21 protein-coding genes are annotated in these 22,391 nt (G+C 58.9%); 9 read left to right on the plus strand and 12 right to left on the minus strand.

Annotated elements, in window-relative coordinates; all coding sequences use genetic code 11:
- Positions 1-82: 82 nt before the first annotated feature.
- Both ACP7A2_RS13665 and ACP7A2_RS13670 read right to left on the minus strand, forming a co-directional pair.
- Entirely contained in the window at positions 83-499 is a 417-nt protein-coding gene (locus ACP7A2_RS13665) for a PaaI family thioesterase (RefSeq protein WP_426134611.1), read from the minus strand.
- 91 nt (positions 500-590) lie between these two features.
- On the minus strand, positions 591-1,676 hold the full coding sequence (locus tag ACP7A2_RS13670) for a DUF1615 domain-containing protein (RefSeq protein WP_426134612.1): 1,086 nt from the start codon (positions 1,674-1,676) through the stop codon (positions 591-593).
- A 354-nt stretch (positions 1,677-2,030) separates the two neighbouring features.
- On the opposite strand from ACP7A2_RS13670, the gene ACP7A2_RS13675 reads away from it, so the two are divergent.
- The 3 genes from ACP7A2_RS13675 (at position 2,031) to ACP7A2_RS13685 (ending at position 7,738) form a co-directional block, all read left to right on the plus strand.
- Positions 2,031-6,839 (plus strand): RHS repeat-associated core domain-containing protein, encoded by a 4,809-nt coding sequence (locus tag ACP7A2_RS13675; RefSeq protein WP_426134695.1) that lies wholly within the window; start codon positions 2,031-2,033, stop codon positions 6,837-6,839.
- Between the two features lie 3 nt (positions 6,840-6,842).
- Positions 6,843-7,262: a hypothetical protein gene (locus ACP7A2_RS13680; protein ID WP_348054833.1), complete on the plus strand. Its 420-nt coding sequence runs from the start codon at positions 6,843-6,845 to the stop codon at positions 7,260-7,262.
- 146 nt (positions 7,263-7,408) lie between these two features.
- A complete protein-coding gene (locus tag ACP7A2_RS13685) occupies positions 7,409-7,738 on the plus strand; it encodes a hypothetical protein (RefSeq protein WP_426134613.1) in 330 nt (109 codons plus the stop codon).
- 59 nt (positions 7,739-7,797) lie between these two features.
- Here the strand turns inward: ACP7A2_RS13685 and hemB are convergent, their stop codons facing one another.
- The 3 genes from hemB to ACP7A2_RS13700 form a co-directional block, all read right to left on the minus strand.
- Positions 7,798-8,772 carry a porphobilinogen synthase gene (gene hemB / locus ACP7A2_RS13690; protein ID WP_426134614.1) on the minus strand — a complete coding sequence of 325 codons (975 nt, stop codon included), beginning with the start codon at positions 8,770-8,772 and terminating at the stop codon, positions 7,798-7,800.
- A 129-nt stretch (positions 8,773-8,901) separates the two neighbouring features.
- Positions 8,902-9,744 (minus strand): PhzF family phenazine biosynthesis protein, encoded by an 843-nt coding sequence (locus ACP7A2_RS13695; RefSeq protein ID WP_426134615.1) that lies wholly within the window; start codon positions 9,742-9,744, stop codon positions 8,902-8,904.
- A 3-nt stretch (positions 9,745-9,747) separates the two neighbouring features.
- Positions 9,748-10,446, minus strand: coding sequence for a glutathione S-transferase N-terminal domain-containing protein (locus ACP7A2_RS13700; protein WP_426134616.1), 699 nt, complete (start codon positions 10,444-10,446; stop codon positions 9,748-9,750).
- A gap of 251 nt (positions 10,447-10,697) precedes the next feature.
- On the opposite strand from ACP7A2_RS13700, the gene ACP7A2_RS13705 reads away from it, so the two are divergent.
- Together ACP7A2_RS13705 and ACP7A2_RS13710 are read left to right on the plus strand one after the other, a co-directional pair.
- Positions 10,698-11,399, plus strand: coding sequence for a histidine phosphatase family protein (locus tag ACP7A2_RS13705; protein WP_426134617.1), 702 nt, complete (start codon positions 10,698-10,700; stop codon positions 11,397-11,399).
- A gap of 64 nt (positions 11,400-11,463) precedes the next feature.
- Positions 11,464-12,519 carry a permease gene (locus ACP7A2_RS13710; RefSeq protein WP_348054827.1) on the plus strand — a complete coding sequence of 352 codons (1,056 nt, stop codon included), beginning with the start codon at positions 11,464-11,466 and terminating at the stop codon, positions 12,517-12,519.
- Here ACP7A2_RS13710 and mnmH read toward each other — a convergent pair.
- The 4 genes from mnmH to ACP7A2_RS13730 form a co-directional block, all read right to left on the minus strand.
- Positions 12,509-13,609, minus strand: a complete 1,101-nt coding sequence (gene mnmH, locus ACP7A2_RS13715; protein WP_426134618.1) for a tRNA 2-selenouridine(34) synthase MnmH — start codon at positions 13,607-13,609, stop codon at positions 12,509-12,511. The two genes, ACP7A2_RS13710 and mnmH, sit on opposite strands and share 11 nt — an antisense overlap.
- A complete protein-coding gene (gene selD, locus ACP7A2_RS13720; protein WP_426134619.1) occupies positions 13,609-14,643 on the minus strand; it encodes a selenide, water dikinase SelD in 1,035 nt (344 codons plus the stop codon). Before selD ends, mnmH begins: the two co-directional genes overlap by 1 nt.
- 94 nt (positions 14,644-14,737) lie before the next feature.
- Entirely contained in the window at positions 14,738-15,487 is a 750-nt protein-coding gene (locus tag ACP7A2_RS13725; protein WP_426134620.1) for a TerC family protein, read from the minus strand.
- Between the two features lie 31 nt (positions 15,488-15,518).
- Positions 15,519-15,770, minus strand: coding sequence for a hypothetical protein (locus ACP7A2_RS13730; RefSeq protein ID WP_426134621.1), 252 nt, complete (start codon positions 15,768-15,770; stop codon positions 15,519-15,521).
- 134 nt (positions 15,771-15,904) lie between these two features.
- Between ACP7A2_RS13730 and nhaR the strand changes: the two genes are divergently transcribed.
- A complete protein-coding gene (nhaR, locus tag ACP7A2_RS13735) occupies positions 15,905-16,807 on the plus strand; it encodes a transcriptional activator NhaR (RefSeq protein WP_426134622.1) in 903 nt (300 codons plus the stop codon).
- Positions 16,808-16,811: 4 nt separating this feature from the next.
- Here nhaR and ACP7A2_RS13740 read toward each other — a convergent pair whose 3' ends face one another.
- Positions 16,812-17,969 carry an MFS transporter gene (locus ACP7A2_RS13740; protein ID WP_426134623.1) on the minus strand — a complete coding sequence of 386 codons (1,158 nt, stop codon included), beginning with the start codon at positions 17,967-17,969 and terminating at the stop codon, positions 16,812-16,814.
- A gap of 242 nt (positions 17,970-18,211) precedes the next feature.
- Between ACP7A2_RS13740 and sstT the strand changes: the two genes are divergently transcribed.
- A complete protein-coding gene (sstT, locus tag ACP7A2_RS13745) occupies positions 18,212-19,432 on the plus strand; it encodes a serine/threonine transporter SstT (RefSeq protein WP_426134624.1) in 1,221 nt (406 codons plus the stop codon).
- A 63-nt stretch (positions 19,433-19,495) separates the two neighbouring features.
- Here the strand turns inward: sstT and ACP7A2_RS13750 are convergent, their stop codons facing one another.
- Entirely contained in the window at positions 19,496-20,005 is a 510-nt protein-coding gene (locus ACP7A2_RS13750; protein ID WP_426134625.1) for a DUF1993 domain-containing protein, read from the minus strand.
- Between the two features lie 125 nt (positions 20,006-20,130).
- Between ACP7A2_RS13750 and ACP7A2_RS13755 the strand changes: the two genes are divergently transcribed.
- Entirely contained in the window at positions 20,131-20,778 is a 648-nt protein-coding gene (locus ACP7A2_RS13755) for a YceH family protein (RefSeq protein ID WP_426134626.1), read from the plus strand.
- Between the two features lie 120 nt (positions 20,779-20,898).
- Here the strand turns inward: ACP7A2_RS13755 and ACP7A2_RS13760 are convergent, their stop codons facing one another.
- Entirely contained in the window at positions 20,899-21,717 is an 819-nt protein-coding gene (locus ACP7A2_RS13760; protein WP_426134627.1) for a shikimate 5-dehydrogenase, read from the minus strand.
- Between the two features lie 156 nt (positions 21,718-21,873).
- On the opposite strand from ACP7A2_RS13760, the gene ACP7A2_RS13765 reads away from it, so the two are divergent.
- Complete coding sequence (locus ACP7A2_RS13765; RefSeq protein WP_426134628.1) at positions 21,874-22,227, plus strand: hypothetical protein; 354 nt, start codon at positions 21,874-21,876, stop codon at positions 22,225-22,227.
- Positions 22,228-22,391 lie beyond the last annotated feature (164 nt).

A 22,391-nucleotide genomic window follows, 5' to 3' on the forward strand; every position in this document is an offset into this window, starting at 1 on the left:
AAGGCGGTGTGTCAGGCACGTTGATGCGACTGACACACCGCCTTCGCGAGCAAGCCCGCTCCCACACTTTTGATTTGTACAGTCAGTCAAACCGTGGCACCGCAAACACCGCATTCGCCCGCGCCACTACTTTCTCTCCCACCTGCAAGCTCACCGTGGCAAACGCCATCTGGCGGCCGCGCTTGTGGTGCTCCAGCCGCACCACAATCCACTCCCCCACCTGCACCGCTCCCAAATAATCCACAGTCATGCTCGCCGTAATCAACGGCAGCGGCGGCTCGCTGGAAAACGCCATCGCGTACCCCATGCCGATATCCGCCAGAGTCGCCAACACCCCGCCATGCACCGTGCCGCGTCCATTGGCGTGACGATTGTCGGCGCGCAGGCCGATTTCCAGTTGCACACCCTCGCCTCGACAATAAGCCGGGCCGAGCAAGTCGAGAAGCGGGCTACTGCGTGGCAGCGAGACAAACCCTTCGGGCACGGCGTGAGCAATCATGGTGAATTCATCCTTGGAGGCAGGGTTGAGATTTAACTCAACCCACCGTCAGCCGCCACCACCATCAACCCGACCGATTACGCGTGATCAGCTAACGCTTCATACAGCGTTGATAGCGCTCATCCACGCGCTTGGCGAACCACGCCGTCGTGAGGTTGCGGGTAATCTTCGGACTCTTGAGCACGATGCCCGGCAAAATCGCCCGTGGCATCGGCTTACCGGCGGCCTTCTCAGCCAGGGCAAATACGCGCTTGTAGAGGGTCGTCTCCTCAAAATCCAGTTGCTCGCCCTGCTCCAGCTGGCTGCGGATGCTGGGGTTGCGCATATCCAGCTTCGCGCCCAGCGAGCGTACCGCCAACTCGGTGGTGCCTGGCAACAATGAACCGTAGGAAATCAAATCACCGTCCAGCGCCAGCTCGGTGCCAGTGACACGGCTGACAGCCGCCTGGAACGCGGCGTTACGGCTGGCGTACCAGCCCGCGTTGAAGTCGGCAAAGCGATACAGCGGCCGGTCATAATTCACCGGGTAACCGAGCAAATGCGCGATGCCGAAATACATCCCGCCTCGACGGGTGAAGACTTCCCGACGAATCGTTCCATCAATGGTGTAGGGATAACCCCGCGCCTGTTTTTGCGCAAACTCGATGCTGACCTGCATGGGGCCTGCGGTATGCACCGGGTTAAAGCCACCGAATAGCGTGCTGCCCAAGGGCACCATGCTGATGAAGTCGTCAAAAATCCCGCTCAGGTCTTTCTCGGTGCGCGCGGCGTTCAGCCGGTCGGCGTAAGACTTGCCATTCGGCGAGCGCAATTGCAGCGAGGTGCGCACGACAAAGGCCGGTACATGAACTTTGCCCGCGCGCCGCAGCATTTCGTCCATGGCGATTTTGCCCATGTTCGGCACGGGTGGATCGACCTGATAGGTGGACTCTTGTTCGGTCACCGCCAATACGGCGCAGATATTTTCAGTGCCGGGGTAGATCTTCTGCGTGTCGAAGGCCGTGTAGATATCCTGCGCCCAGCCATTGCGGTCGGCCACCGTAGCGGGCAGCAGGCGCACAATCTGCGCCTTCACCTCGGCTTCGCTACGCTCGGGCAATTGCGGCCCGCGTGAGGTAGAGCAGCCAGCCAGCACCAGCAAGGTCGTGAGAAACAGGATCAGTCGGTTTGAATACATGGGGCTTCCTTGGACAACGGCAGGCTGGGCATTGCGGATATCGACAGGTAAGTCTAACCGGGGTTCGCCGACCTGCTGCACTCCCAGTGGTGACCGAACGTGACAAGGCCAGACGCCAGCAGTCTCTCAGGAGAATTCGATGCCTGGCATCAAGAGCACGCATGCTGCTGAAACATCCCACGCAACGCCCGGATAAGCTCTACATCTCTTCTCTGAAAACCTCTGCAAAGTCCTTCGCCTGATCACACAGTGCGAGGGATTGCAGATGGTTTTTTTCGTTAGTGCCCCGATTGTTGGGGCTGTCTCTTGATCGCCGCTACCGGCCAAACCATTGGCCTTCTGGTACTGGCGGCCATGGATTCGAATACCCGCGACGTCGAATCCGTCATCAGCGATTTCAAACGCTGCCTTAATAGTTACGACACTTGGGCGGAAAGCTTTTTCAGCTTTTCGGCGCTGGATATCGAGCAGGTATTCAAGGTCGGGGATGAAGTGGCGCTGGTGGCGCCAATCAACGGCGCAATCCTGCCCAGCAGCAGCGTTGCCACCTGCAAGGCCAACGGCACGTTGACCCTGGTGCATATGTTCCAAAGCGCGAAGTTTGTGCCCATTGGCAACACCCCGGTGATGCTGCAACGCATCGATCCTGCTGGCGCCCCGTTGGGCGAACCTATTCATAAGACGATTGGCCCGAGCGGCATCCTCGAAATCACTGAGTGTGATCGCAATCAAACGTATCAAGTCAGTTTCTACCCCAACGTTTCCAAAGCGCATTACAAGGCGTTGTACGCGTCCTATCAGTCGGTTATCGCACCGCTGGAGGGCTGGTTGCGCAGTGAGTGGACGACCACTTTCGGACCGATCTGGGAAAACTATTCCGAGGCGAACTACCTCACGCGTTACCTCATGCTGCACAAAGCTTACGCCCGAGGGTTTGGCGAGGCGTTGCAATCGCTGTGGGACAACATCAAACAGCTGTGCGAGTGGATTTCCCATCCGTTGGTGTATGCCGAAAAACTACTGCATTACCTGTCCCAGGCCGAGTTTGAAAAACTGCTGGCGCTGAGCGCGGACACCCTCGCAAAAGCCTTGCTGGTGCTCAGTGATGAGCCGCTGATGTTTATTCATCTGTCGGCATTCGTGAGTTGGATGCGGTTGATGCCGCCGCCGTATATGAATGAGTTGCTGGGCGAGATCAGCGGCGAAGTGCTGATCAACCTGCTGCTGGGTTTAGCCACTGCCTGGATAGGCGTGGTGGTGCGCATAAGCCCGAAGGTGCTGGCTGGTATCAAGTCTCGCCGGGCGCGTGAGTGGTTGCAGCACGTGGCCAAACAGTTCGGAAAATCTCGCCTGGATCAGCATGCGCAAGTGGCAAAGCCGATCTTGCTGGGTGGGCCGGCGACGTCGATCAAGACGATCCCGGCTGCGTCGTTGAAGGCTGGGGATCAGGTGGTTTCGAACCCGGTGCCGGCGGTTCGTGGGAAGACGCAGCGGACGGTGTTGGTCAGGCAAGAGCACGTCGACGATGTGCCATCCTCGGGTAAGAACCCCAACGGGAATGCGGCGGTTTCTGCGGATAAGACCGCTACCAACGGTTGCCCGGTGTCGATGGTGACCGGCGAGGAACTGCTGACACTGGTTGACGGCACTTTGGATGGGATTTTGCCGTTTGAGTGGACGCGGCTTTATCGCACCAGTGCGGTGGAAGTGGATTGCGGGTTGGGGGTTGGCTGGAGTCATTCGCTGGCTCAGCGGCTGGCGGTGGTGGGCGATTCGGTGGTTTGGACGGACCACGAGAATCGGATTACCGAGTTTCCGCTTCCCACTGCTGCACGTCCGGCGATTACCAACAGCCTCGCTGAAGCTGCGATCTACTTGGGTTCGTTGCCTGACGAGTTAGTACTAGCTCAGGGCTCGCGGTTCTACCACTTTCGCGATGGTTCGCTGACAGCGATCAGTGATGCGTATGACAACCGGCTGCGTGTTTCCCGCGATCTTTTGGGACGGGTTGAGCGGCTCGATAACGGCGTGGGTCGTTCGCTGCTTTTGCGCTATGAGCATGGCCATATTGTTGCGGTGGACTATCAGGTTCATCGGGCAGAAGGGCCTGGGCCGCTTGTTTGGGTTACTGAGCAGAACGTTGTTTCCTACAGCTATGACGACATTGGACGACTGGCTTCGGCGACCAATGCCGTAGGCGAAAGTGAGGTTTATCGGTACGACGAGCAGCACGTCATTCTTGAACGCCAGTTGGCCGGTGGGGCGAGTTTCTTTTGGGAGTGGGAACGCTCTGGCAAGGCGGCACGGTGTGTTCGGCACTGGGCCAGTTTTTCGCAGATGGACACGCGGTATGTGTGGGGTGATGACGGCGATGTCACGGTTCACAACGCCGATGGTAGCCAGGAAGTGTACGTGCACGATCAACGTGCGCGACTGGTACAGCGTGTTGACCCTGATGGCGCGCAGCACCTCAAGTCCTACGACGACAAAGGCCGGCTGACAGTTGAGCAGGACCCGCTGGGTGCGGTGACGGCGTATGAATACGACGACGCCGGACGGTTGGTGGCGCTATTTCCCGGGGACGATGAACCGACTTCCTACGAGCATGACAACGGTTTCGTACGAGTCGTAAGGCGTGGCGAAGCGGTTTGGAAGTATGAGCGCAATGATCAGGGCGATGTCACGCGTAAGACCGATCCTTCCGGCAGCGTTACTGACTACAGCTACAACAAACACGGGCAACTGACGGGGGTTTGGTATCCCGACAACAGCTGTCATCGGCTGGTGTGGAATGAGCGGGGGCAGCTCACTGAGGAACAACTACCCAATGGCGGGGTTAAGCGCTATCGCTATGACGATCTGGGACGACAGGTTGCTCGCGAGGATGAATTTGGCGCCCTGACTCAGTACCAGTTGGACAGTGTAGGTCGGCTGATTCGCGTGGTTCTGCCGGGCGGCACTACGCGGGAATATAGCTACAACCCCTACGGAAAAATCACCGCTGAACGTGATGAGCTGGGGAACGTCACCCGTTACGAATACGGCGACGGCCTGCACCTCATCAGCCGCCGCCTCAATGCTGACGGCACCCAAGTCAAATACCGTTACGACAACACGCGATTACTGCTGACCGAAATCGAGAACGAGGTCGGTGAAGTGTATGGGCTTCAATACCATCCCAACGGTCTGATCCAGCAGGAGATTGGCTTTGACGGCCAGCGCACCGCCTACCTCTACGACCTCAACGGCAACCTGCAGGAAAAGACCGAACACGGCGACGACGGCAGTCAGCTAATCACCCGTTACGAGCGAGACCACGCCGGGCGCCTTGTACGAAAAATCCTCCCCGACGGCAAAACCGTCGATTACACCTACGACCGCCAAGGCAATCTCCTCGGCGTCAACGACGGCCACTGGGCGCTGGCCTACGAATACGACACCCAAAACCGCCTCACCACCGAACACCAAGGCTGGGGCACATTGCGCTATGGCTACGACGCCTGCGGTCATCTGAAAAACCTGCGCCTGCCGGACAACAACCGCCTCACCTTCAATCATGAAAAAGGCGGCCATCTTGCCACCGTCGAGTTGAACGGCGCCCCCCTCACCTCCCACCTATTCAAGGCAGGCCGCGAACGCCAACGCCAACAAGGCCAACTGATCAGCCACTACGGGTACGACGAGCAAAACCGCCTGCACGCCCACGTAGTCACTCAGCAGAAACACGATCTCTACCAACGCCACTACGACTACGACAAAACCGGGAACCTCAGCCGCATCCTCGACACCCGCAAAGGCGAACACCATTACCAGTACGACCCCCTCGCCCGCCTGACCCGCGTCGCTCACTCGCAAGACGAGCAGGAACGCTTCGGCCACGACCCGGCGGGCAACCTGCTGATGCAGGATCGCCCCGGACCGGACATCGTGGCTGGCAATCGGTTGATGATTCAGGGCGATCATCAGTACGACTACGATGCCTTCGGTAATCTGATCCGCGAACGACGTGGGCGCGAACATCGGCTGATCACCGAGTATCGGTATGACTGCCAGCACCGGCTGATCGGAATTACCCAACCCAACGGGCAAACCGCCAGTTACCGCTACGACCCGTTCGGTCGGCGCATCAGCAAAACCGTTGACGACATAACGACCGAGTTCTTCTGGCAAGGCGACAAGCTGATCGCCGAGCATCACGCGGATCGTCACCGCAGCTATATCTACGAACCCGACAGTTTCCGCCCATTGGTGCTGCTGGAAGGCTTTGGCCCAAAAGCCACCAAGCCCTTCCACTACCAACTCGACCATCTCGGGACCCCGCAGGAACTCACTGATCCCAACGGCGAAATCGTCTGGTCTGCGCATTACAAGGCCTACGGGAAAATCAGCCGATTGGACGTAGGCAAAATCGACAACCCCCTGCGCTTCCAAGGCCAATACTTCGATGCGGAAAGCGGCCTGCACTACAACCGCCATCGCTACTACAATCCAGATATTGGTCGCTATCTGACGCCGGATCCGGCGAAGCTGGCGGGTGGGATCAATGCGTACCAGTACGTGCCCAATCCTGCGGGGTGGGTGGATCCGTTAGGATTGGTTTCTTGCCCTAATGGCGGTTGCAAACCCACCGATAAGCAGCAGAGCCCTCTTCACTCAGTTAAAGTTGACTCCCGAGAGCCCACTACTCCGCAGCCTGAGATAAAAAAGAGACAGGCGAGGATCGAGGAATTAACCGAAGCTAATGCAAAACGTAGAGTTTTGGAATATGAAGCAGAGTACGACATGCACATGGTTGGCAAACATGGTCCAGAGGTACCTGACGCGAAGGTACGCCGAAGGTCAATTGATGGAAAAGACCCAATAACGGGCAGTATCCCGCAGAATGGTAAAGGGGTTCCCAGCTCGCAATTTAACAGTTGGAAGCTTCAATTACAGGCGTGGACTAAAGCAACCTCTAGAGTCGAACGAAAGCTCCCACGCTATACTGGCATCGACGGTAAGACAAATGACGTAGTGCGTCTAGAACTACCGGGAGCCGGCCGTGGTTACAGGCCAAATAACAACGATTCTAATCACCCGAAATTTAATCCTTCGATGAATGGTGCCGAAATGAAATTTCGTGAAGACGGCACACCTTTCACACTATTCCCTATTAAGGAATAACCAATGCTATCCAACCCATCTTCCCCGCACATACCTTTCGATGCCAGCTTATATTATTTCGTAGGAGTTTTTGACATCTACGATAGAGAAGAAACCAAGGGGCGAGAGCTGCATGCCTACAACCCGAACGACAAAAAGGATCGAGAAAATCTAATTCTTAAATATTGCCTTGACCCATATAACAAGCTTTCCTATCGCCACAGATACAAATTAGTGGAACACCTAAAAAGCGCTTTAAATACAGAGCTCTTTGACTTCCATTCTTTTTTTGAAAACAACCCAGAAGAATATTCAACAATGGCTTGGGATGAAACTGAAATAGCGGACCCCCGGGGTTTCTTCGCCGACATCTACCGTCTCGCCAATCAAGCTTGGAAAGAGGACATCCAAAGAGCAAGCTTTGAAGACCAATCAACATGGTAAAAACTGTGCATCAGCGCCGCTTTAGAAAGCGACGTTCCAGTGAGTCAAAATAGTACCAAGGGATACTCGCTATTGAATCCGAAAAGGGGCTTCTCCTGAAATCACGTAAAATTACCATCATCAAAAACGGTGTACGTGAAAATGCCTTGATCCAATACGAAGGGGGCAAGCTCACCCTAAACTTGGTATTGCGTGATGGCATGCGAAAAACCTACACCGCACTGGACCTGTTCGACTGCTTCGGTTTAATGAGGGCAGACCTGAAAGATATAAAGTTTCTATGCAAAGGCGCAAAAATCAATGTACACACCTCAGGGAGGTCGTCGCACATGTCTAACGGGCTTGTTGCTTACGAGATGACTATGGGTATTCCAGAGGGTGAGCTTGTGCATATTTTCTCTTACGACGAAAGCAATCTCACCAACGATATACAAGAGCAACGCGACTTCTGCCAACGCTGGGCGGAATCGGTGTAGGAGTATTGCGAAGCTCCTGCGACGAGCTAGCGCCCTCGCCACAGGATTAAGACGCGGAATTAAATCCCCGCCAACGCCAAATCCATCGCAAAGTACGTAAAAATCAAATCCGCCCCCGCGCGTTTGATTGACCCCAACGTCTCCCGCACCACCCGCGCTTCATCAATTGCTCCAGCTTGGGCGCCGAACTTGATCATCGCGTACTCGCCGCTGACCTGATACGCGGCTACTGGCAGGCGCGAGGCTTCGCGGATGTTGCGAATAATGTCGAGGTACGCACCGGCTGGTTTGACCATCAGCGCGTCGGCGCCTTCCTGTTCGTCCAGCAGGGATTCGCGCACGGCTTCGCGGCGGTTCATCGGGTTCATCTGGTAGCTTTTGCGATCGCCCTTGAGTGCGCTGCCGCCGGCTTCGCGGAACGGGCCGTAGAGGGCCGAAGCGAATTTGGTGGAGTAGGCCATGATGGGGATGTGGGTGAAACCGGCGTCATCCAGGGCGCGTCGGATGGCCTGGACCTGGCCGTCCATGGCGGCGGACGGCGCGATGACGTCGGCACCCGCACGGGCGGCGGCGACGGCTTGTTTGCCGAGGTTGACCAGGGTGGCGTCGTTGTCGACGTGGGCGCCGTGCATCACGCCGCAGTGGCCGTGGTCGGTGTATTCGCAAAAGCAGGTGTCGGACATCACGATCATTTCCGGCACGGCGTCCTTGATGATCGAGGACATGCGCGAGACCAGGCCGCGTTCTTTCCAGGTGTCGCTGCCGTTGGCGTCCAAGTGGTGAGAGACGCCAAAAGTCATTACCGATTTGATCCCGGCGCGAGCGTAACGCTCGATCTCAGCGGCGAGTTTCTTCTCGGGGATGCGCTGCACGCCGGGCATGCTGGTGATGGGCACGAAGTCGTCGATTTCTTCTTCGACGAAAATCGGCAGTACCAGGTCGTTGAGGGTGAATTCGGTTTCCTGGAACAAGCCACGCAGCTCCGGGGAGCGGCGCAGGCGGCGTGGGCGAGCTTGGGGGAACTGGCTGGTCATGGTTTTCCTGACTGGATGCTGAACGGTAACGGCATGAATCTTTGGGGCAAAAGCTTATGCCCCCGGGCCAGGCAGCACAAATGCCAAGGGCCCAACAGTGTATTACGCGACTCGCAACAATTCGTTGATCTAGAGCTGTACATGCCCTTCGATGCAGACGGCTACCGCGCCGCCGATCCAGACTTCATCGCCTTGGCGCTCAACATGAATGCGCCCCGCTCGCCCGATGGCCGTGCCTTGGCTGACAATGTAGCGGTCAGGTGCCAGCCCCTCAGCCAGCAACCATTGGGCGACGCCGGCATTCAGGCTGCCGGTGGCCGGGTCTTCCTGAGCGCCATCGCCGGCGATGAAGGCGCGGACTTCGAAGTGCGTGTCTATATCATCGCGCGACGGGTCACAGGGAGCGATTACGCCTATGGCCAAACCGTGCAGTTGTGAATAGTCGGGCTGCAGGGCAAGCACCTGGTCTCGATCGGCAAGCATCAATGCCAGCCAGCCGGCACCGTTGTCGACCCACTGGCTGCGCACAATGGCGTGTGGTGTGAGGCCCAACGCCAGACGCACGCGCTCCAGCAGCGGCGGCTCCACCGCGCCGGAACGCAATAATGGCGGTGCGATAAACGCCAGTTGCTGACCTTGTCGGCGGATACGCACCAAGCCTATTTCGCACTCCTGGATGATCTCCTCGCCTTTCGGTGTGCCGCCCGCTTGCAGCCACGCATGGCAACTGCCCAGCGTCGGGTGCCCGGCGAAGGGCAGTTCCTTGAGCGTGGTGAAAATTCTGACGCGGTAATCGGCCTCAGGGTCGCGCGGCGTCAGCAAGAACGTGGTTTCGCTGAGATTGGTCCAGTTGGCGAAGTCAGCCATCTGCTGGTCTGTCAGGCTGTCAGCGCCCAAAACCACGGCCAGCGGGTTGCCCTTGAGCGCGACGCTGCTGAAGACATCCAGCTGTCTGACATCGAAGGTCTGCATGTTTTAACCCGGAATACTCAAGCCACGGATAACCGCCGGGCGTGCGACGAAGCCGTCCAGCACGCGCAGCACGTTGGGGAAATCGGCAATGCCGACCAGGTCGCCGGACTCGTAGAAACCGATCAGGTTGCGAACCCACGGAAACGTGGCGATGTCGGCGATGCTGAACTCGTCGCCCATGATCCAGGTGCGGCCCAGCAGGCGTTTTTCCAAAACCTCCAACAAACGCCGGGACTCGGCCACGTAGCGGTCTCGCGGGCGTTTGTCTTCGTAGGCCTTGCCGGCAAATTTGTTGAAGAACCCCACCTGGCCGAACATTGGGCCAATACCGGCCATCTGGAACATCAGCCATTGAAAGGTTTCGTAGCGGGTGGCCGGATCTTCGGACAGCAGCTGGCTGGTTTTTTCCGCGAGGTAAATCAGGATCGCCCCGGATTCGAACAGCGCCAGCGGCTGGCCGCTCGGGCCATTAGGGTCGATGATTGCGGGGATTTTGTTGTTGGGGTTAAGGGACAGAAACTCCGGAGAAAACTGGTCGTGGGTCTCAAAACTGACCTTGTGCGCCTCATACGGCAGGCCCAATTCTTCAAGCATGATCGAGACTTTGACCCCATTGGGCGTGGGCAACGAATACAGTTGCAGCCGTTCCGGGTGTTGAGCAGGCCATTTGCTGTTAATCGGGAAAGCGGCAAGTGCGTTCATCGGAAAGTCTCTCGGCGGAAAGTCCCCATAATAGCCACCTGCCCGGCGTCCTGCATGGGTCATCATCCCGCAACATTGGCGCGCTAATCTGCCGCTCAGGCGAACCAAAGTTCCCAAACGCACTCTTAAGTGCGCCAACCGGTGAAAGGAGACACCTCGTTACAACGACACGGAAAACCACGGGACGCTGGATGCGTCACTGGGGCCGGGCTTGTCCGCCCTAATCCGAAGCATGAAGACTCGAATCTATAATGACAATCAAGCCTCTGTGCCTTGCGCAACGACTCAAACGTTATTCATACATCCTGCTGCCGGCAATTCTGGTCGGCGGCGCGATCGGCCTGACGCTGCAGGCGCGAACCAGCAGTGCAGATCCGGTGGACGGCGTGCAGACGCTGGTGTTCCTGCGTCACGGCGAAAAACCGGCCGGCGGCCTGGGCCAACTCAATTGCCAAGGGCTCAACCGCGCGATGAACCTCGCCACGGTGCTGCCGGAAAAATTCGGCAAGGCCGACTATGTGTTCGCCGCGAACCCGACACGCAATGTCGAGGAAGGCGAGAAGGATAACTCCTACAGCTACATTCGCCCCCTGATGACCATCAGCCCCAGCGCGATCAAGCTTGGCCTGCCGGTGAACATCAAGTTCTCCGCCAATGACACCAGCGCCCTCGCCGACGAACTGGTGGAAGACAAGTACCACAATGCGGTCATCTACACCGCCTGGTCCCATGGCTACCTGCCGGATTTGATCAACAAGGTGGCCAGCGAAGCGTCGGGTGAGAAACACACCATCACCGACGATTGGTCGGGCAATGACTACGACACGCTGTATGTGCTGACGTTGACCTGGCACAACGGCAAGGCTTCGCTGCTCAGCCGCAACTACAAGCAAGGCCTGAACAACGGCGAAGAGACCTGCCCTGAGCCGACGCAGGTAAGCGCCGAAAGCTGAGGTGCCTGACGATTCGCAGGAGGCGTATGATGCGCGGCTATTGACTCATCCTCGGATCACCACCATGTCAAACCTCGCCTCCACCCAGCCCAATCGGGGCTGGGCCTTCTGGTGGAAACCAGCCCTGTTTTTAATCGTCGCCTGCGTCGGCCTGTACTACGTGAAGTGGTCGCCTTACTACTTCAAGGCATTCACGGCGGCGGATAGCCACAGCATCGGCGCCTCGATCATCAATGATCAGCAAACATCCCCCTTGATGGCGGCGTGGGCGTATGCCCAGGTGTATTTCCTCGCGATCTGGAAAGCCGCCGTATTGGCGGTGATCCTCGGCTCGCTGCTGCAAGTCTTGATCCCCCGCGATTGGCTGTTGCGCCTGTTTGGCCGCGCTGGCCTGGGCTCAACCGTGCGTGGCGGGTTGTTCGCATTGCCGGGCATGATGTGCAGTTGCTGCGCGGCGCCCGTGGCTGCCGGCATGCGCCGTCAACAGGTGTCGGTGGGCGCGGCACTGGCCTTCTGGATTGCCAACCCGGTGTTGAACCCTGCCACGCTGGTGTTCATGGGGTTTGTACTGGGTTGGGGTTTCACCGCCTTGCGACTGGTTGCAGGAATTGTGCTGGTGGTCGGCGTGTCGTTGATCGCCCAGCGCATTGCACGTCCCGACCAAGTGCCCGAAGCGGCGTTGGATGCGGTAGCCGGGGCCAGTGCAGTCGAGTCGCAACCGTTTCTGAGCCGCTGGTTGCGCACGCTGTGGCAGCTGTTCTGGAGCACGATTCCGATCTACATCGTGGCGGTATTGTTTCTGGGTGCAGCGCGGGTCTGGTTGTTCCCGCACGTGGACGGGGCCATGGCCAACAGCCTGGTCTGGCTGGTGCCCCTGGCCATTGTCGGCACGCTGTTTGTGATTCCGACAGCGGCCGAGATCCCTATCGTACAAACCATGATGACCCTGGGCATGGGCACCGGCCCGGCCGTTGCCTTGCTCATGACCCTGCCGAGCGTGAGCCTGCCGTCGCTGCTGATGCTGCGCAAGGATTTCGATGCGCGGGTACTGGTGACGGTGGCCGGGCTGACCATGCTGGTCGGCGTGATATGCGGGTTGATCGGTGCGGTCATCCTTTAGCGGAACGCTCGCGCAGGTATTCCACGACCGCAGCCTGTTCCCCTGAAAACTCGATACGTGCGCCTTTGCTTTCTCGCTGGAAGGCGTACATCGGGTCGTAATACTCTCGCAGCAGGCCTTCGATCCAGCCTCGATGCATATCCACTGCGCCACTGCGCGCCTGTTCCGCCAAGGCGTCCTGCAGGATCGTCTGCAACCGCTGGAACCGCTCGCCACCCAGGCGCTTGTGAATATTGGTGAGGCTCTGGCTCAGGCGTTCAGCAAACAGCGCCTGGCCGTCGTCGCCAAATACCCGGATGAATTCAGCGCACAGGTCGACCACGTAATCGCGCAGGATCCGCTCGACGCGTCGTTCCAGACCGTCTTCCAGCCAAACCATCGGGAAGCTCTGCATGCCCTTGTGCAACGGCAATGGCAACGCGCAACTGCCGATCATGCGACTTTCATCCTCGACTACAAACTGCTCGATGCCGCCCGCGCGTTTTTTCAGCAGGTCCACCGCCAGGCGGTTTTCAAAATCGATGTTGGACGGCTGCGCGGTGGCACGCTTGCCAAAGCTGGAACCCCGGTGGTTTGCATGGCCTTCCAGGTCCAGCGCGTTCTTCAACTGGCCGAGCACTTCGGTCTTGCCCGTACCGGTCATGCCTCCCAACACCACGAAATCACACTGCTGCGCGACCTGGTCGAGGGTGTCCACCAAAAATGTACGCATGGCTTTGTAACCCCCGCCAACGCGGGGGTAGTCAATGCCGGCTTCGGTCTTCAACCACTGCTGCACGATCTGCGAGCGCAGGCCACCGCGAAAGCAGTACAAATACCCTTCAGGGTTGGCCTGGGCGAACCGCGCCCATTGCTCGATACGTTCAGCCTTGATGGCGCCGGACACCAGCTCATGCCCCAACACAATGGCCGCTTGCTGGCCCTGCTGTTTGTAACAGGTGCCGACGCGCTGGCGCTCCTCGTCGGTCATCAGCGGCAGGTTGACCACGCCAGGAAAGGCGCCCTTGGTGAATTCGATCGGCGCGCGGGTATCCATCATCGGCCGGTCGTTGAGAAAGATGTCGCGGTAATCGGTGATATCAGTCGCCATCAAACCACCTCAACCGCGTTTTTCTGTCGCTCAACCAGTTCGCCGATGGGTTGCAGGTTCAAGTCCAACTCAGCCGCCACCGCGTGGAACTCAGCATCGCCCTCAGGCGTTACGGCGATCAGCAAGCCTCCGCTGGTCTGCGGGTCGCACAGCACGCGCTTGTGCAGTTCCTGCAGGCGTCCAAGCTTGCTGGCGTAACTGTCAAAGTTGCGCAGTGTGCCGCCGGGCATGCAGCCTTGGTCAAGGTAGTCCTCGACCCCCGGCAGGCGTGGGACTTTTTCATAGTCGATGCGCGCCGTCAGCCCGCTGCCGTCGGCCATTTCTACCAGGTGACCTAAAAGGCCGAAACCGGTGACGTCGGTCATGGCCGTCACGCCTGCCAGCTTGCCGAAGCGGCTGCCAGGCTTGTTGAGGGTACACATCCAGTCACGGGCGAGGCCGATGTCCGCCTCGCGCAGTTTGCCCTTTTTCTCGGCCGTGGTGAGGATGCCGATGCCCAGCGGCTTGGTCAGGTACAGCTTGCACCCGGCGGTGGCGGTGTCGTTGCGCTTCATATGGCGTTTTTGCACGATGCCGGTCACCGCCAGGCCAAAGATCGGTTCAGGCGCGTCGATGGAATGGCCACCCGCGAGCGGAATACCCGCCGCGTCGCACACCGAACGCCCGCCACGAATCACTTCCCGGGCGATTTCCGGGGCCAGTACATTGACCGGCCAACCGAGAATGGCAATGGCCATCAACGGGTCGCCGCCCATGGCGTAGATGTCGCTGATGGCATTCGTGGCGGCAATGCGCCCAAAGTCGAACGGGTCGTCGACAATCGGCATGAAGAAATCGGTGGTAGAAACCACGCCGCGCTCGTCGTCAATCGCGTAGACCGCTGCATCGTCCCGCGAGGCGTTGCCCACCCACAAGTTGGGGTCAAGGTTCTGTGCGCCGCTGCCGGCAAGAATCACTTCCAACACCTGGGGCGATATTTTGCAGCCGCAACCCGCGCCGTGACTGTATTGGGTGAGGCGAATCGGCTCGTTCATGGTGGACCTCAAACTATCAAGTGAGCGGAGTCTACCAGACAGCAAAAGGCCGGCTGGGCTCGAGGGAGCGCAGCCGGCCTTTTGGTTTCTGCCGTTACTGTCTGGCAGCCAGCAAACGCTGGTGGCGATTGCGGCGTGCGATGTTCAGGCACTCGATCGCTGCCGAGAACGCCATTGCCGCATACACGTAGCCTTTTGGCACATGGGCACCGAAGCCTTCCGCGATCAACGTCATACCGATCATGATCAGGAAGCCCAGGGCCAACATTACTACGGTCGGGTTGTCGTTGATGAACTTGGCCAGCGGTTCAGCCGCCACCAGCATCACGATCACCGAGACCACCACGGCAATAATCATGATCGGCAAGTGCTCGGTCATGCCCACGGCGGTGATGATGCTGTCGATGGAAAACACCAGGTCGAGCAGCAAAATCTGGCCAATCGCGGCAGCAAAACCGATGGTCACGGTATTGCTGACACTCACCTTCTCTTCAGGCTCCGGGTCCATGCTGTGATGGATTTCGGTGGTTGCCTTCCAGACCAGGAACAGGCCACCGGCGATCAGGATCATGTCCTTCCACGAAAACGCCTGGCCGAAGATTTCGAACACCGGCGCGGTCAGCTGCACGATAAACGCGATGGTGCTCAACAAGCCCAGGCGCAATATCAACGCCATGCTGATACCGATGCGCCGCGCTTTGGCCCGGTGCTTCTCGGGCAGCTTGTTGGTCAGAATCGAGATGAAGATCAGGTTATCGATGCCCAGCACGATTTCCATCACGATCAAGGTGGCCAGGGCGACCCATGCGGTGGGGCTGGCGGCCAGTTGTAAAAGGTAGTCCATAGGTCAGTCCTGACGTGGTAAGGCTTGGGAATTAAGATTCTTTGGTGTTGGATTCAGAAGCGTTTTCGGTTTCTTCTTTGTCTTTCTTAGGGCTGATCAAGCCTTGGGTGGCCTCACTCAGCGCCTGCTCGGCGGCCTTGTGGGTGTCATCAATGGCTTGCTTGGCCGATTCGGTGGCCTTGCCCATCACTTGTTGCGCACTCTTTTCAACCTGATCGCAACCGCTGATCACTACCAATGAAAGCGCAAGCAACGACGCCGCGCCCAGGGAATTGAGTTTCATCATGTATTCCTCGTTAGAACCATTGGGTCCAAATAGTGGCCCCTCGATAGCGAGGCATTCTATGCAGGTGAACAGTTCAGGAAAATTCGTATTTTTCTCACGTATACTTCGATTTTTACGAAGTGTAGACGCTGATGCTCAATTATCGACAATTGCATTACTTTTGGGTGGTGGCCAGAACTGGCAGCATCGTGCGCGCCTGCGAGCAACTCAACCTCACGCCTCAGACCATCAGCGGGCAGATCAGCCTGCTGGAGCAGACCTTTGGTGTCGCGCTGTTTCAGCGTGTAGGGCGGCAGTTGGAATTGACCGAGGCCGGGCGTCAAGCGCTGCCCTACGCCGAGCAGATGTTCCAGACCGGCAATGAACTGGAAGCCATGTTGCGCGCGCAACCTGACGAGCAGCAGATTCTGTTCCGGGTTGGCGTGGCGGATGTGGTGCCCAAGTCCATTGTCTACCGGCTGATCGCGCCGACCATGGAGTTGAGCGAATCGATCCGCATCACCTGCCGCGAAGACAAGCTCGAACGGTTATTGGCCGACCTGGCCATCCAGCGCCTGGATTTGGTGATCTCCGACAGCCCGATGCCCACGCACCTGGACATCAAAGGCTACAGCCAGAAACTGGGAGAATGCGGCATCAGTTTCTTCGCCACACAGGCGCTGGCTGACGCATACGGCGGCGATTTCCCACAATGTTTGCAGGGTGCGCCGCTGTTGATTCCAGGGGCAGAAACCGTAGTGCGCAGCCGCTTGCAGCGCTGGTTCGCCGAGCAGCAGATTCAGCCGAAGATCATCGGCGAATTCGACGACAGCGCCTTGATGCAAGCGTTTGGCCAATCCGGCAGCGGGATATTCATCGCCCCCAGCGTGATCGCCGATGAGGTGGTGCGCCAATACGGCGTGGCGCTGATCGGCCAGACCGATGCGGTGACCGAGTCGTTCTATGCGATCTCGGTGGAACGCAAGGTCAAGCACCCCGGCATTGTGGCGATTACCGAAGGCGCTCGACGGGAATTGTTTACCGCCCAGCCCTGACAGCTCAGGCGTTGGCCGCGGCGGAGGGTTTGGCGGTCATCAGCCACAGCGCCAGCAGAATCGACACCAGGATAAACCCGGAGGCCGCAAAGCCCAGGCTGCCCAGGCCGAGGGTGTCGATCACTTGCCCGCCAACCATCGCCCCCAGCCCAATACCCAGATTGGCCCCGGCGATATTCAGCGACGCGGCAAACGCCGGTGCGTGAGGCGCCGCCTTCATCAGGCGCACGTGGCTGACCAGAAACATCGCCGCCTGGGTCACGCCCCACACGGCCATGGCCGCCGCCAAACCGACAGTGGAGTGAATCGCCGGCACCAGCGCGACCATGCCCGCGATCATGAACCCGCAGAACACCATGGACGCAATCAACGGGTGGCGATCCACCGCACGCCCGCCAAGGGAGTTGCCGATCAGCCCGACTGCGCCGAAGCCCATCAGGCACCAGCCCACCAACGTGCCGTCGAAACCGGCCAGCCGTTCAAGGATGTCCGCCAGGTAGGTGTAGGCGGTAAACATGCCGCTGAACACCAGAATCGACAGCAGGATGTGGCCCTGCATCAGCGGGTTGCGCAGGATCTTGAACTGCGCACGCAACGTCACTTGATCGTTTTTCGGTGTGGTCACTGGCAGGTAGATAAACAGCAGCAACGCCTTGGCCAACGCGACCACGGCGAGGATGGAGAACGCAGTGCGCCAGCCGAACATGTCGGAAATCAGCGTGCCCACCGGGATGCCGAACACCGTCGCGCAAACGATGCCAAAACCGATCTTTTCAATTGCACGCCCGGCGTATTCCGGGCCGACGATATCCACCGCCGTTTCGCTGGCCAGCGCCCAAAACACCGGCAACCCGAGGGCGGGGATCAGGCGTGCGACGGCCATGACCCAGATATTCGGCGCCAGCGCCGCTACCGTGTTGGCGGCGGCAAACATCAGCAGGATGGTGATGAACAGGCGCTTGCGCTGAAACCGCGCGAAGTACGCCGTGAGGAACGGGCCGAACGCTGCCACGGTGAACGCAAACAACGTCACCAGCAGCCCCGCCTGGGACACGCTGACATTCAGGTCCCGGGCAATGGAGGGCAACAGGCCGACGATGATGAACTCTGTGGTCAGCACGGTAAAGCCGGCGGCCGACAACAGCAGGATGGGAAACAGCATGAAAACTCCGCAAACGAAGACATCAACGACAGCCCAAGGGGCTCGCTGAAGGATAGGAAAGGTGAGAAGGCAGGATGTTAACAGAGTACGTCTGAACTTGGCCAAGGCCTGCGGCCGAGGGTGACCGAATGCCGCACCAAAATGGGACGCTTCCCACAGCATGTTAGACTTTGCGCCTACTTCCTACAGCCCTTTCTGCCTGCAATGTTGCGTCCTACTAAAAAAATCAGAGACAACTGTTTATGACTGCTGCCCCTTCCCTCTTCCAGCGACTGACCCGTGTCAGCCTGGTCACGCAAATCGTCATCGGCCTGATTGCCGGTATTGTGCTGGCCTTACTGTTGCCCGAGGCAGCGAAGGCCACCGGGTTTATCGGCAAAGTGTTTGTCGCCGCACTCAAGGCCGTGGCACCGATTCTGGTGTTTGTGCTGGTGATGGCGTCAATCGCCAACCACAAGCACGGCCAGGAAACCCATATCAAGCCGATCCTGTTCCTGTACCTGCTGGGCACCTTTGCTGCCGCCGTGGTTGCGGTGGTTGCCAGCGCGCTGTTCCCCTCGACGCTGGTGCTCGCCACCCATGACGCCAGCGTCAGCGCCCCCGGTGGGATTGGCGAAGTGCTGCAAGGCTTGCTGCTGAGCGTGGTGGACAACCCGGTCAGCGCGCTGATGAATGCCAACTTTATCGGCATTCTGGCGTGGGCCATCGGCATGGGCATTGCGATTCGCCATGCTGGCGAAACCACCCGAACCGTACTGGACGACCTGTCCAACGGCGTGACGCTGATCGTGCGCGTGGTGATCCGTTTCGCGCCGCTGGGCATTTTCGGCCTGGTGGCATCGACCCTGGCCACCTCCGGCTTCGGCGCCCTGCTCGGCTACGCGCACCTGCTGGTGGTGCTGATCGGCTGCATGCTGTTTGTAGCGCTGGTGGTCAACCCGGCCATCGTGTTCTGGAAGCTGCGCCGCAACCCTTACCCGCTGGTGTTGATGTGCCTGCGCGAAAGCGGGATTACCGCATTTTTCACCCGCAGTTCGGCGGCAAATATCCCGGTGAACCTGGCGTTGAGCAAACGCCTGGGTCTGCATGAAGACACCTACTCGGTGTCGATCCCGCTGGGTGCCACCATCAACATGGCCGGCGCCGCGATCACCATCACCGTGCTGACGCTGGCGGCCGTGCATACCTTGGGCATCGCCGTGGACCTACCTACCGCCGTGTTGCTCAGTGTGGTCGCGGCCATCTGTGCGTGTGGGGCATCGGGTGTGGCGGGTGGTTCGTTACTGTTGATTCCACTGGCGTGCAGCCTGTTCGGCATTCCCAGTGAAATCGCCATGCAGGTGGTGGCTGTAGGTTTCATCATCGGCGTACTGCAGGATTCGGCGGAAACGGCACTGAATTCGTCGACCGATGTGCTGTTTACTGCGGCGGCTTGCCTGGGCAAGGAAGAACAGCCAGCTTAAACATCAGGCGAAAAAAAGCCCGGGGCGGTTCACTCAAGAACCGACCCGGGCTTTTTTATGGGCTTAGAAAGCGCCCATGTAATCACGCTTGCCCACTTCCACACCGTTGTGGCGCAGCAAAGCGTAAGCCGTAGTGACGTGGAAGAAGAATTGCGGCAGGCCGTAGGTCAGCAGGTAGGATTGGCCGCTGAAGCGCTTCTCTTTCGGGGTGCCTGGGCGAGTGATGATTTCGATGCCTTCCTTGCCGTCGATTTGCTCAGGCTTGAGGGTGTCGACGAACGCCAGCACTTTGGCGATCAGTGCTTGCAGGTCAGCGAAGGTGACTTCGGTGTCTTCATATTTCGGCACTTCGACCTCAGCCAGGCGCGCAGAAACGCCTTTGGCGAAGTCGACGGCGATCTGCACCTGACGCACCAGCGGGAACATGTCCGGGAACAGACGCGCTTGCAGCAGGGCGTTTGGCTCGATGTTCTTGACGCTAGCGTGGGCTTCGGCTTTGTTCAGCACATCGCTCAGGGCGGTGAGCATTTGCTTGAAGACCGGGATGGAGGCGGCGTACAGGGAAATAGTCATGACAGTCTCGCGATAATGGCAGGGTGTGAAACCAGCGGCGATTATAGACCTGCCGGCCGTGCGCGCAGCTTGTCTTTTATTTTTTCAGGATTAGGCTAGGCACTTCACTGCATAGGGAAAGCGCGATGACCGCCGAGCACGACACCGACACCCCTGAGCCGCGCCTGAACAGCACGGAAATCCGCATCCTGGGCTGCCTGATCGAAAAACAGGCGACCAACCCGGAAACCTACCCCCTGACCCTCAACGCGCTGGTGCTGGCCTGCAACCAGAAGACCAGCCGCGAACCGGTGACCAACCTCAGCCAGGGCCAGGTCGGCCAAAGCCTGCGGGCGCTGGAAGGCCAAGGCTTTACGCGCCTGGTGATGGGCAGCCGTGCCGATCGCTGGGAGCATCGCGTGGAGAAGGCGCTGGAGTTGGTGCCGGCGCAGGTGATCCTGATTGGGCTGCTGTTTCTGCGCGGGCCGCAGACCGTGAATGAATTGCTGACCCGCAGCGGGCGCATGCATGATTTTGAAGACGCCGAGCAAGTGGTGCACCAGTTGGAGCGCCTGATTGCGCGGGGGCTGGCGCTGTTGGTGCCGCGCCAGGCCGGGCAGCGCGAAGACCGGTATACCCATGCGTTGGGGGATCCGGCGGATATTGAAGTGATTTTGTCGGCGCGCGGAAGTCCGGTGGAACGAGGGGCTGGGGTTTCGGCGGATCGCATTGAAGAGCTCGAAGCCCGGATTGTGGCGCTGGAAGAGCGGTTGGCGCAGTTGGAACAGGCCTAACGCAAATAAATAGGTGGGAGCGGGCTTGCCCGCGATAGCGGTGTGTCAGATACCCCTATATTGGCGAGTGGCACCGCTATCGCAGGCAAGCCAGCTCCCACATTGGATCTTCAGCGTTCCTCAGCTTCGGGCAAAGGCTACTGCCGCCTCAAACTGCTCATCAGTCGGCCGCACGCCGGTGTAGAGCACAAACTGCTCCAGCGCCTGGATCGCGATCACTTCCAGCCCGGTAATCACCCGCTTGCCCTTGGCCCGACCACGCACGATCAGCGGCGTTTCGGCGGGGATCGCCACCACGTCGAAGACTGTGTCCGCAGCGTCGATAGCCTCTGCTGCAAACGCCAACTCATTCGCCTCCTCGCCGCCTGTCATGCCGATCGGCGTTACGTTGACCAACATCTGCGGGCGCAAATCACCCAGTTCCGCCTGCCACGCATACCCCAGGCTCTGGGCCAGCGCGCGGCCAGCTTTCTCATTGCGCGCCACAATCACGCCGTTAGCGTAACCGCCATCGCGCAAGGCACTGGCCACCGCCTTGCCCATGCCGCCGCTGCCACGCAGGGCAAAGGTCGAATCTTTCGGCACGGCGTGCTTTTTCAGCAACTGCTCGATGGCGATGTAGTCCGTGTTATAGGCCTTCAAATGCCCGTCGGTGTTGACGATGGTGTTCAGGGAGTGGATGGCTTGAACCGAATCGTCGAGTTCGTCGACTAACGCAATGGCAGCCTCTTTAAAGGGCATGGAAACCCCGCAACCCCGAACGCCCAGGGCGCGGATACCGCCGATCGCGCCGGGCAAATCCTGGCTGCTGAACGCCTTATAGTAGAAATTCAGACCCAACTGCTCGTACAGATGGTTATGAAACCGCAAGCCAAAATTGCCGGGGCGCGCCGACAATGACATGCACAGCTGAGTGTCCTTGTCCGGGTGCATCTGCATGGAAACCTCCTTTGAGTAAGCAATTCGGTACAGACCTTACACAACCTTTACCTATCGGCTGTGCTGTTTTTCAGAAACACGTTGTCTTAAAAGTATCCCCGCGACAATCCTTGAGTCTATTGATTGCAGACCACAAGCGCAGGGGCTAACCGAGGAATGACCATGATCCGTAAAATCCCCAAAATCGCCTTGCTTATCGGCGCACTCGCTATGGCAGGCCAAGCCTCCGCCCACGGTGGTGGTTGGGGTGGCCCGGCCATATTGGGTGGTTTGATCGGCGCAGCCGTTGTCGGCTCCGTAGTTGCCAACCAGTCCCAGCCGGTCTACGTGCAGCAGCCGGTGTATGTGCAGCCGCAGCCGGTGTATGCCGCGCCTCCACCTGTTTACTACGCCCCGCCACCACCGGTGTATGTGCAACAGCAGGTGTATTACCGTCCGGCGCCAGTTTATTACGGCCCACCTCGCGGTTATTACGGCCCTCCCCACGGCTACTACGGCCGCGGTTGGTAACACGTAAGTGATAAAACAGGATCAGGCCTCGCCCACACGCGGGGCCTTTTTTTTGCCTGCGAAGGCCGGATTCAAGCGGCCGAGGTCGCTGTGAGGACAACGCTCAGGCGGTATTCCCACATCATGACAGTCCAATGTCTACTTGCCCGGCCCTGGCTTGCGCT

This window comes from Pseudomonas sp. PWP3-1b2 (assembly GCF_049896045.1).
Taxonomy (GTDB): domain Bacteria; phylum Pseudomonadota; class Gammaproteobacteria; order Pseudomonadales; family Pseudomonadaceae; genus Aquipseudomonas; species Aquipseudomonas antarctica_B.

Excerpts from the sequence above, each read along its gene's own strand:
- hemB (WP_426134614.1), bottom strand. The coding sequence starts at position 8,772 with ATGACCAGCCAGTTCCCCCAAGCTCGCCCACGCCGCCTGCGCCGCTCC.
- ACP7A2_RS13765 (WP_426134628.1), top strand. The coding sequence starts at position 21,874 with ATGACCATGATCCGTAAAATCCCCAAAATCGCCTTGCTTATCGGCGCA.
- nhaR (WP_426134622.1), top strand. The coding sequence starts at position 15,905 with ATGCTCAATTATCGACAATTGCATTACTTTTGGGTGGTGGCCAGAACT.
- ACP7A2_RS13675 (WP_426134695.1), top strand. The coding sequence starts at position 2,031 with ATGGATTCGAATACCCGCGACGTCGAATCCGTCATCAGCGATTTCAAA.
- ACP7A2_RS13740 (WP_426134623.1), bottom strand. The coding sequence starts at position 17,969 with ATGCTGTTTCCCATCCTGCTGTTGTCGGCCGCCGGCTTTACCGTGCTG.
- selD (WP_426134619.1), bottom strand. The coding sequence starts at position 14,643 with ATGAACGAGCCGATTCGCCTCACCCAATACAGTCACGGCGCGGGTTGC.
- ACP7A2_RS13695 (WP_426134615.1), bottom strand. The coding sequence starts at position 9,744 with ATGCAGACCTTCGATGTCAGACAGCTGGATGTCTTCAGCAGCGTCGCG.
- ACP7A2_RS13760 (WP_426134627.1), bottom strand. The coding sequence starts at position 21,717 with ATGCAGATGCACCCGGACAAGGACACTCAGCTGTGCATGTCATTGTCG.
- ACP7A2_RS13680 (WP_348054833.1), top strand. The coding sequence starts at position 6,843 with ATGCTATCCAACCCATCTTCCCCGCACATACCTTTCGATGCCAGCTTA.
- ACP7A2_RS13665 (WP_426134611.1), bottom strand. The coding sequence starts at position 499 with ATGATTGCTCACGCCGTGCCCGAAGGGTTTGTCTCGCTGCCACGCAGT.
- ACP7A2_RS13670 (WP_426134612.1), bottom strand. The coding sequence starts at position 1,676 with ATGTATTCAAACCGACTGATCCTGTTTCTCACGACCTTGCTGGTGCTG.
- ACP7A2_RS13755 (WP_426134626.1), top strand. The coding sequence starts at position 20,131 with ATGACCGCCGAGCACGACACCGACACCCCTGAGCCGCGCCTGAACAGC.
- ACP7A2_RS13725 (WP_426134620.1), bottom strand. The coding sequence starts at position 15,487 with ATGGACTACCTTTTACAACTGGCCGCCAGCCCCACCGCATGGGTCGCC.
- mnmH (WP_426134618.1), bottom strand. The coding sequence starts at position 13,609 with ATGGCGACTGATATCACCGATTACCGCGACATCTTTCTCAACGACCGG.
- ACP7A2_RS13730 (WP_426134621.1), bottom strand. The coding sequence starts at position 15,770 with ATGAAACTCAATTCCCTGGGCGCGGCGTCGTTGCTTGCGCTTTCATTG.
- sstT (WP_426134624.1), top strand. The coding sequence starts at position 18,212 with ATGACTGCTGCCCCTTCCCTCTTCCAGCGACTGACCCGTGTCAGCCTG.
- ACP7A2_RS13705 (WP_426134617.1), top strand. The coding sequence starts at position 10,698 with ATGACAATCAAGCCTCTGTGCCTTGCGCAACGACTCAAACGTTATTCA.
- ACP7A2_RS13750 (WP_426134625.1), bottom strand. The coding sequence starts at position 20,005 with ATGACTATTTCCCTGTACGCCGCCTCCATCCCGGTCTTCAAGCAAATG.
- ACP7A2_RS13710 (WP_348054827.1), top strand. The coding sequence starts at position 11,464 with ATGTCAAACCTCGCCTCCACCCAGCCCAATCGGGGCTGGGCCTTCTGG.
- ACP7A2_RS13700 (WP_426134616.1), bottom strand. The coding sequence starts at position 10,446 with ATGAACGCACTTGCCGCTTTCCCGATTAACAGCAAATGGCCTGCTCAA.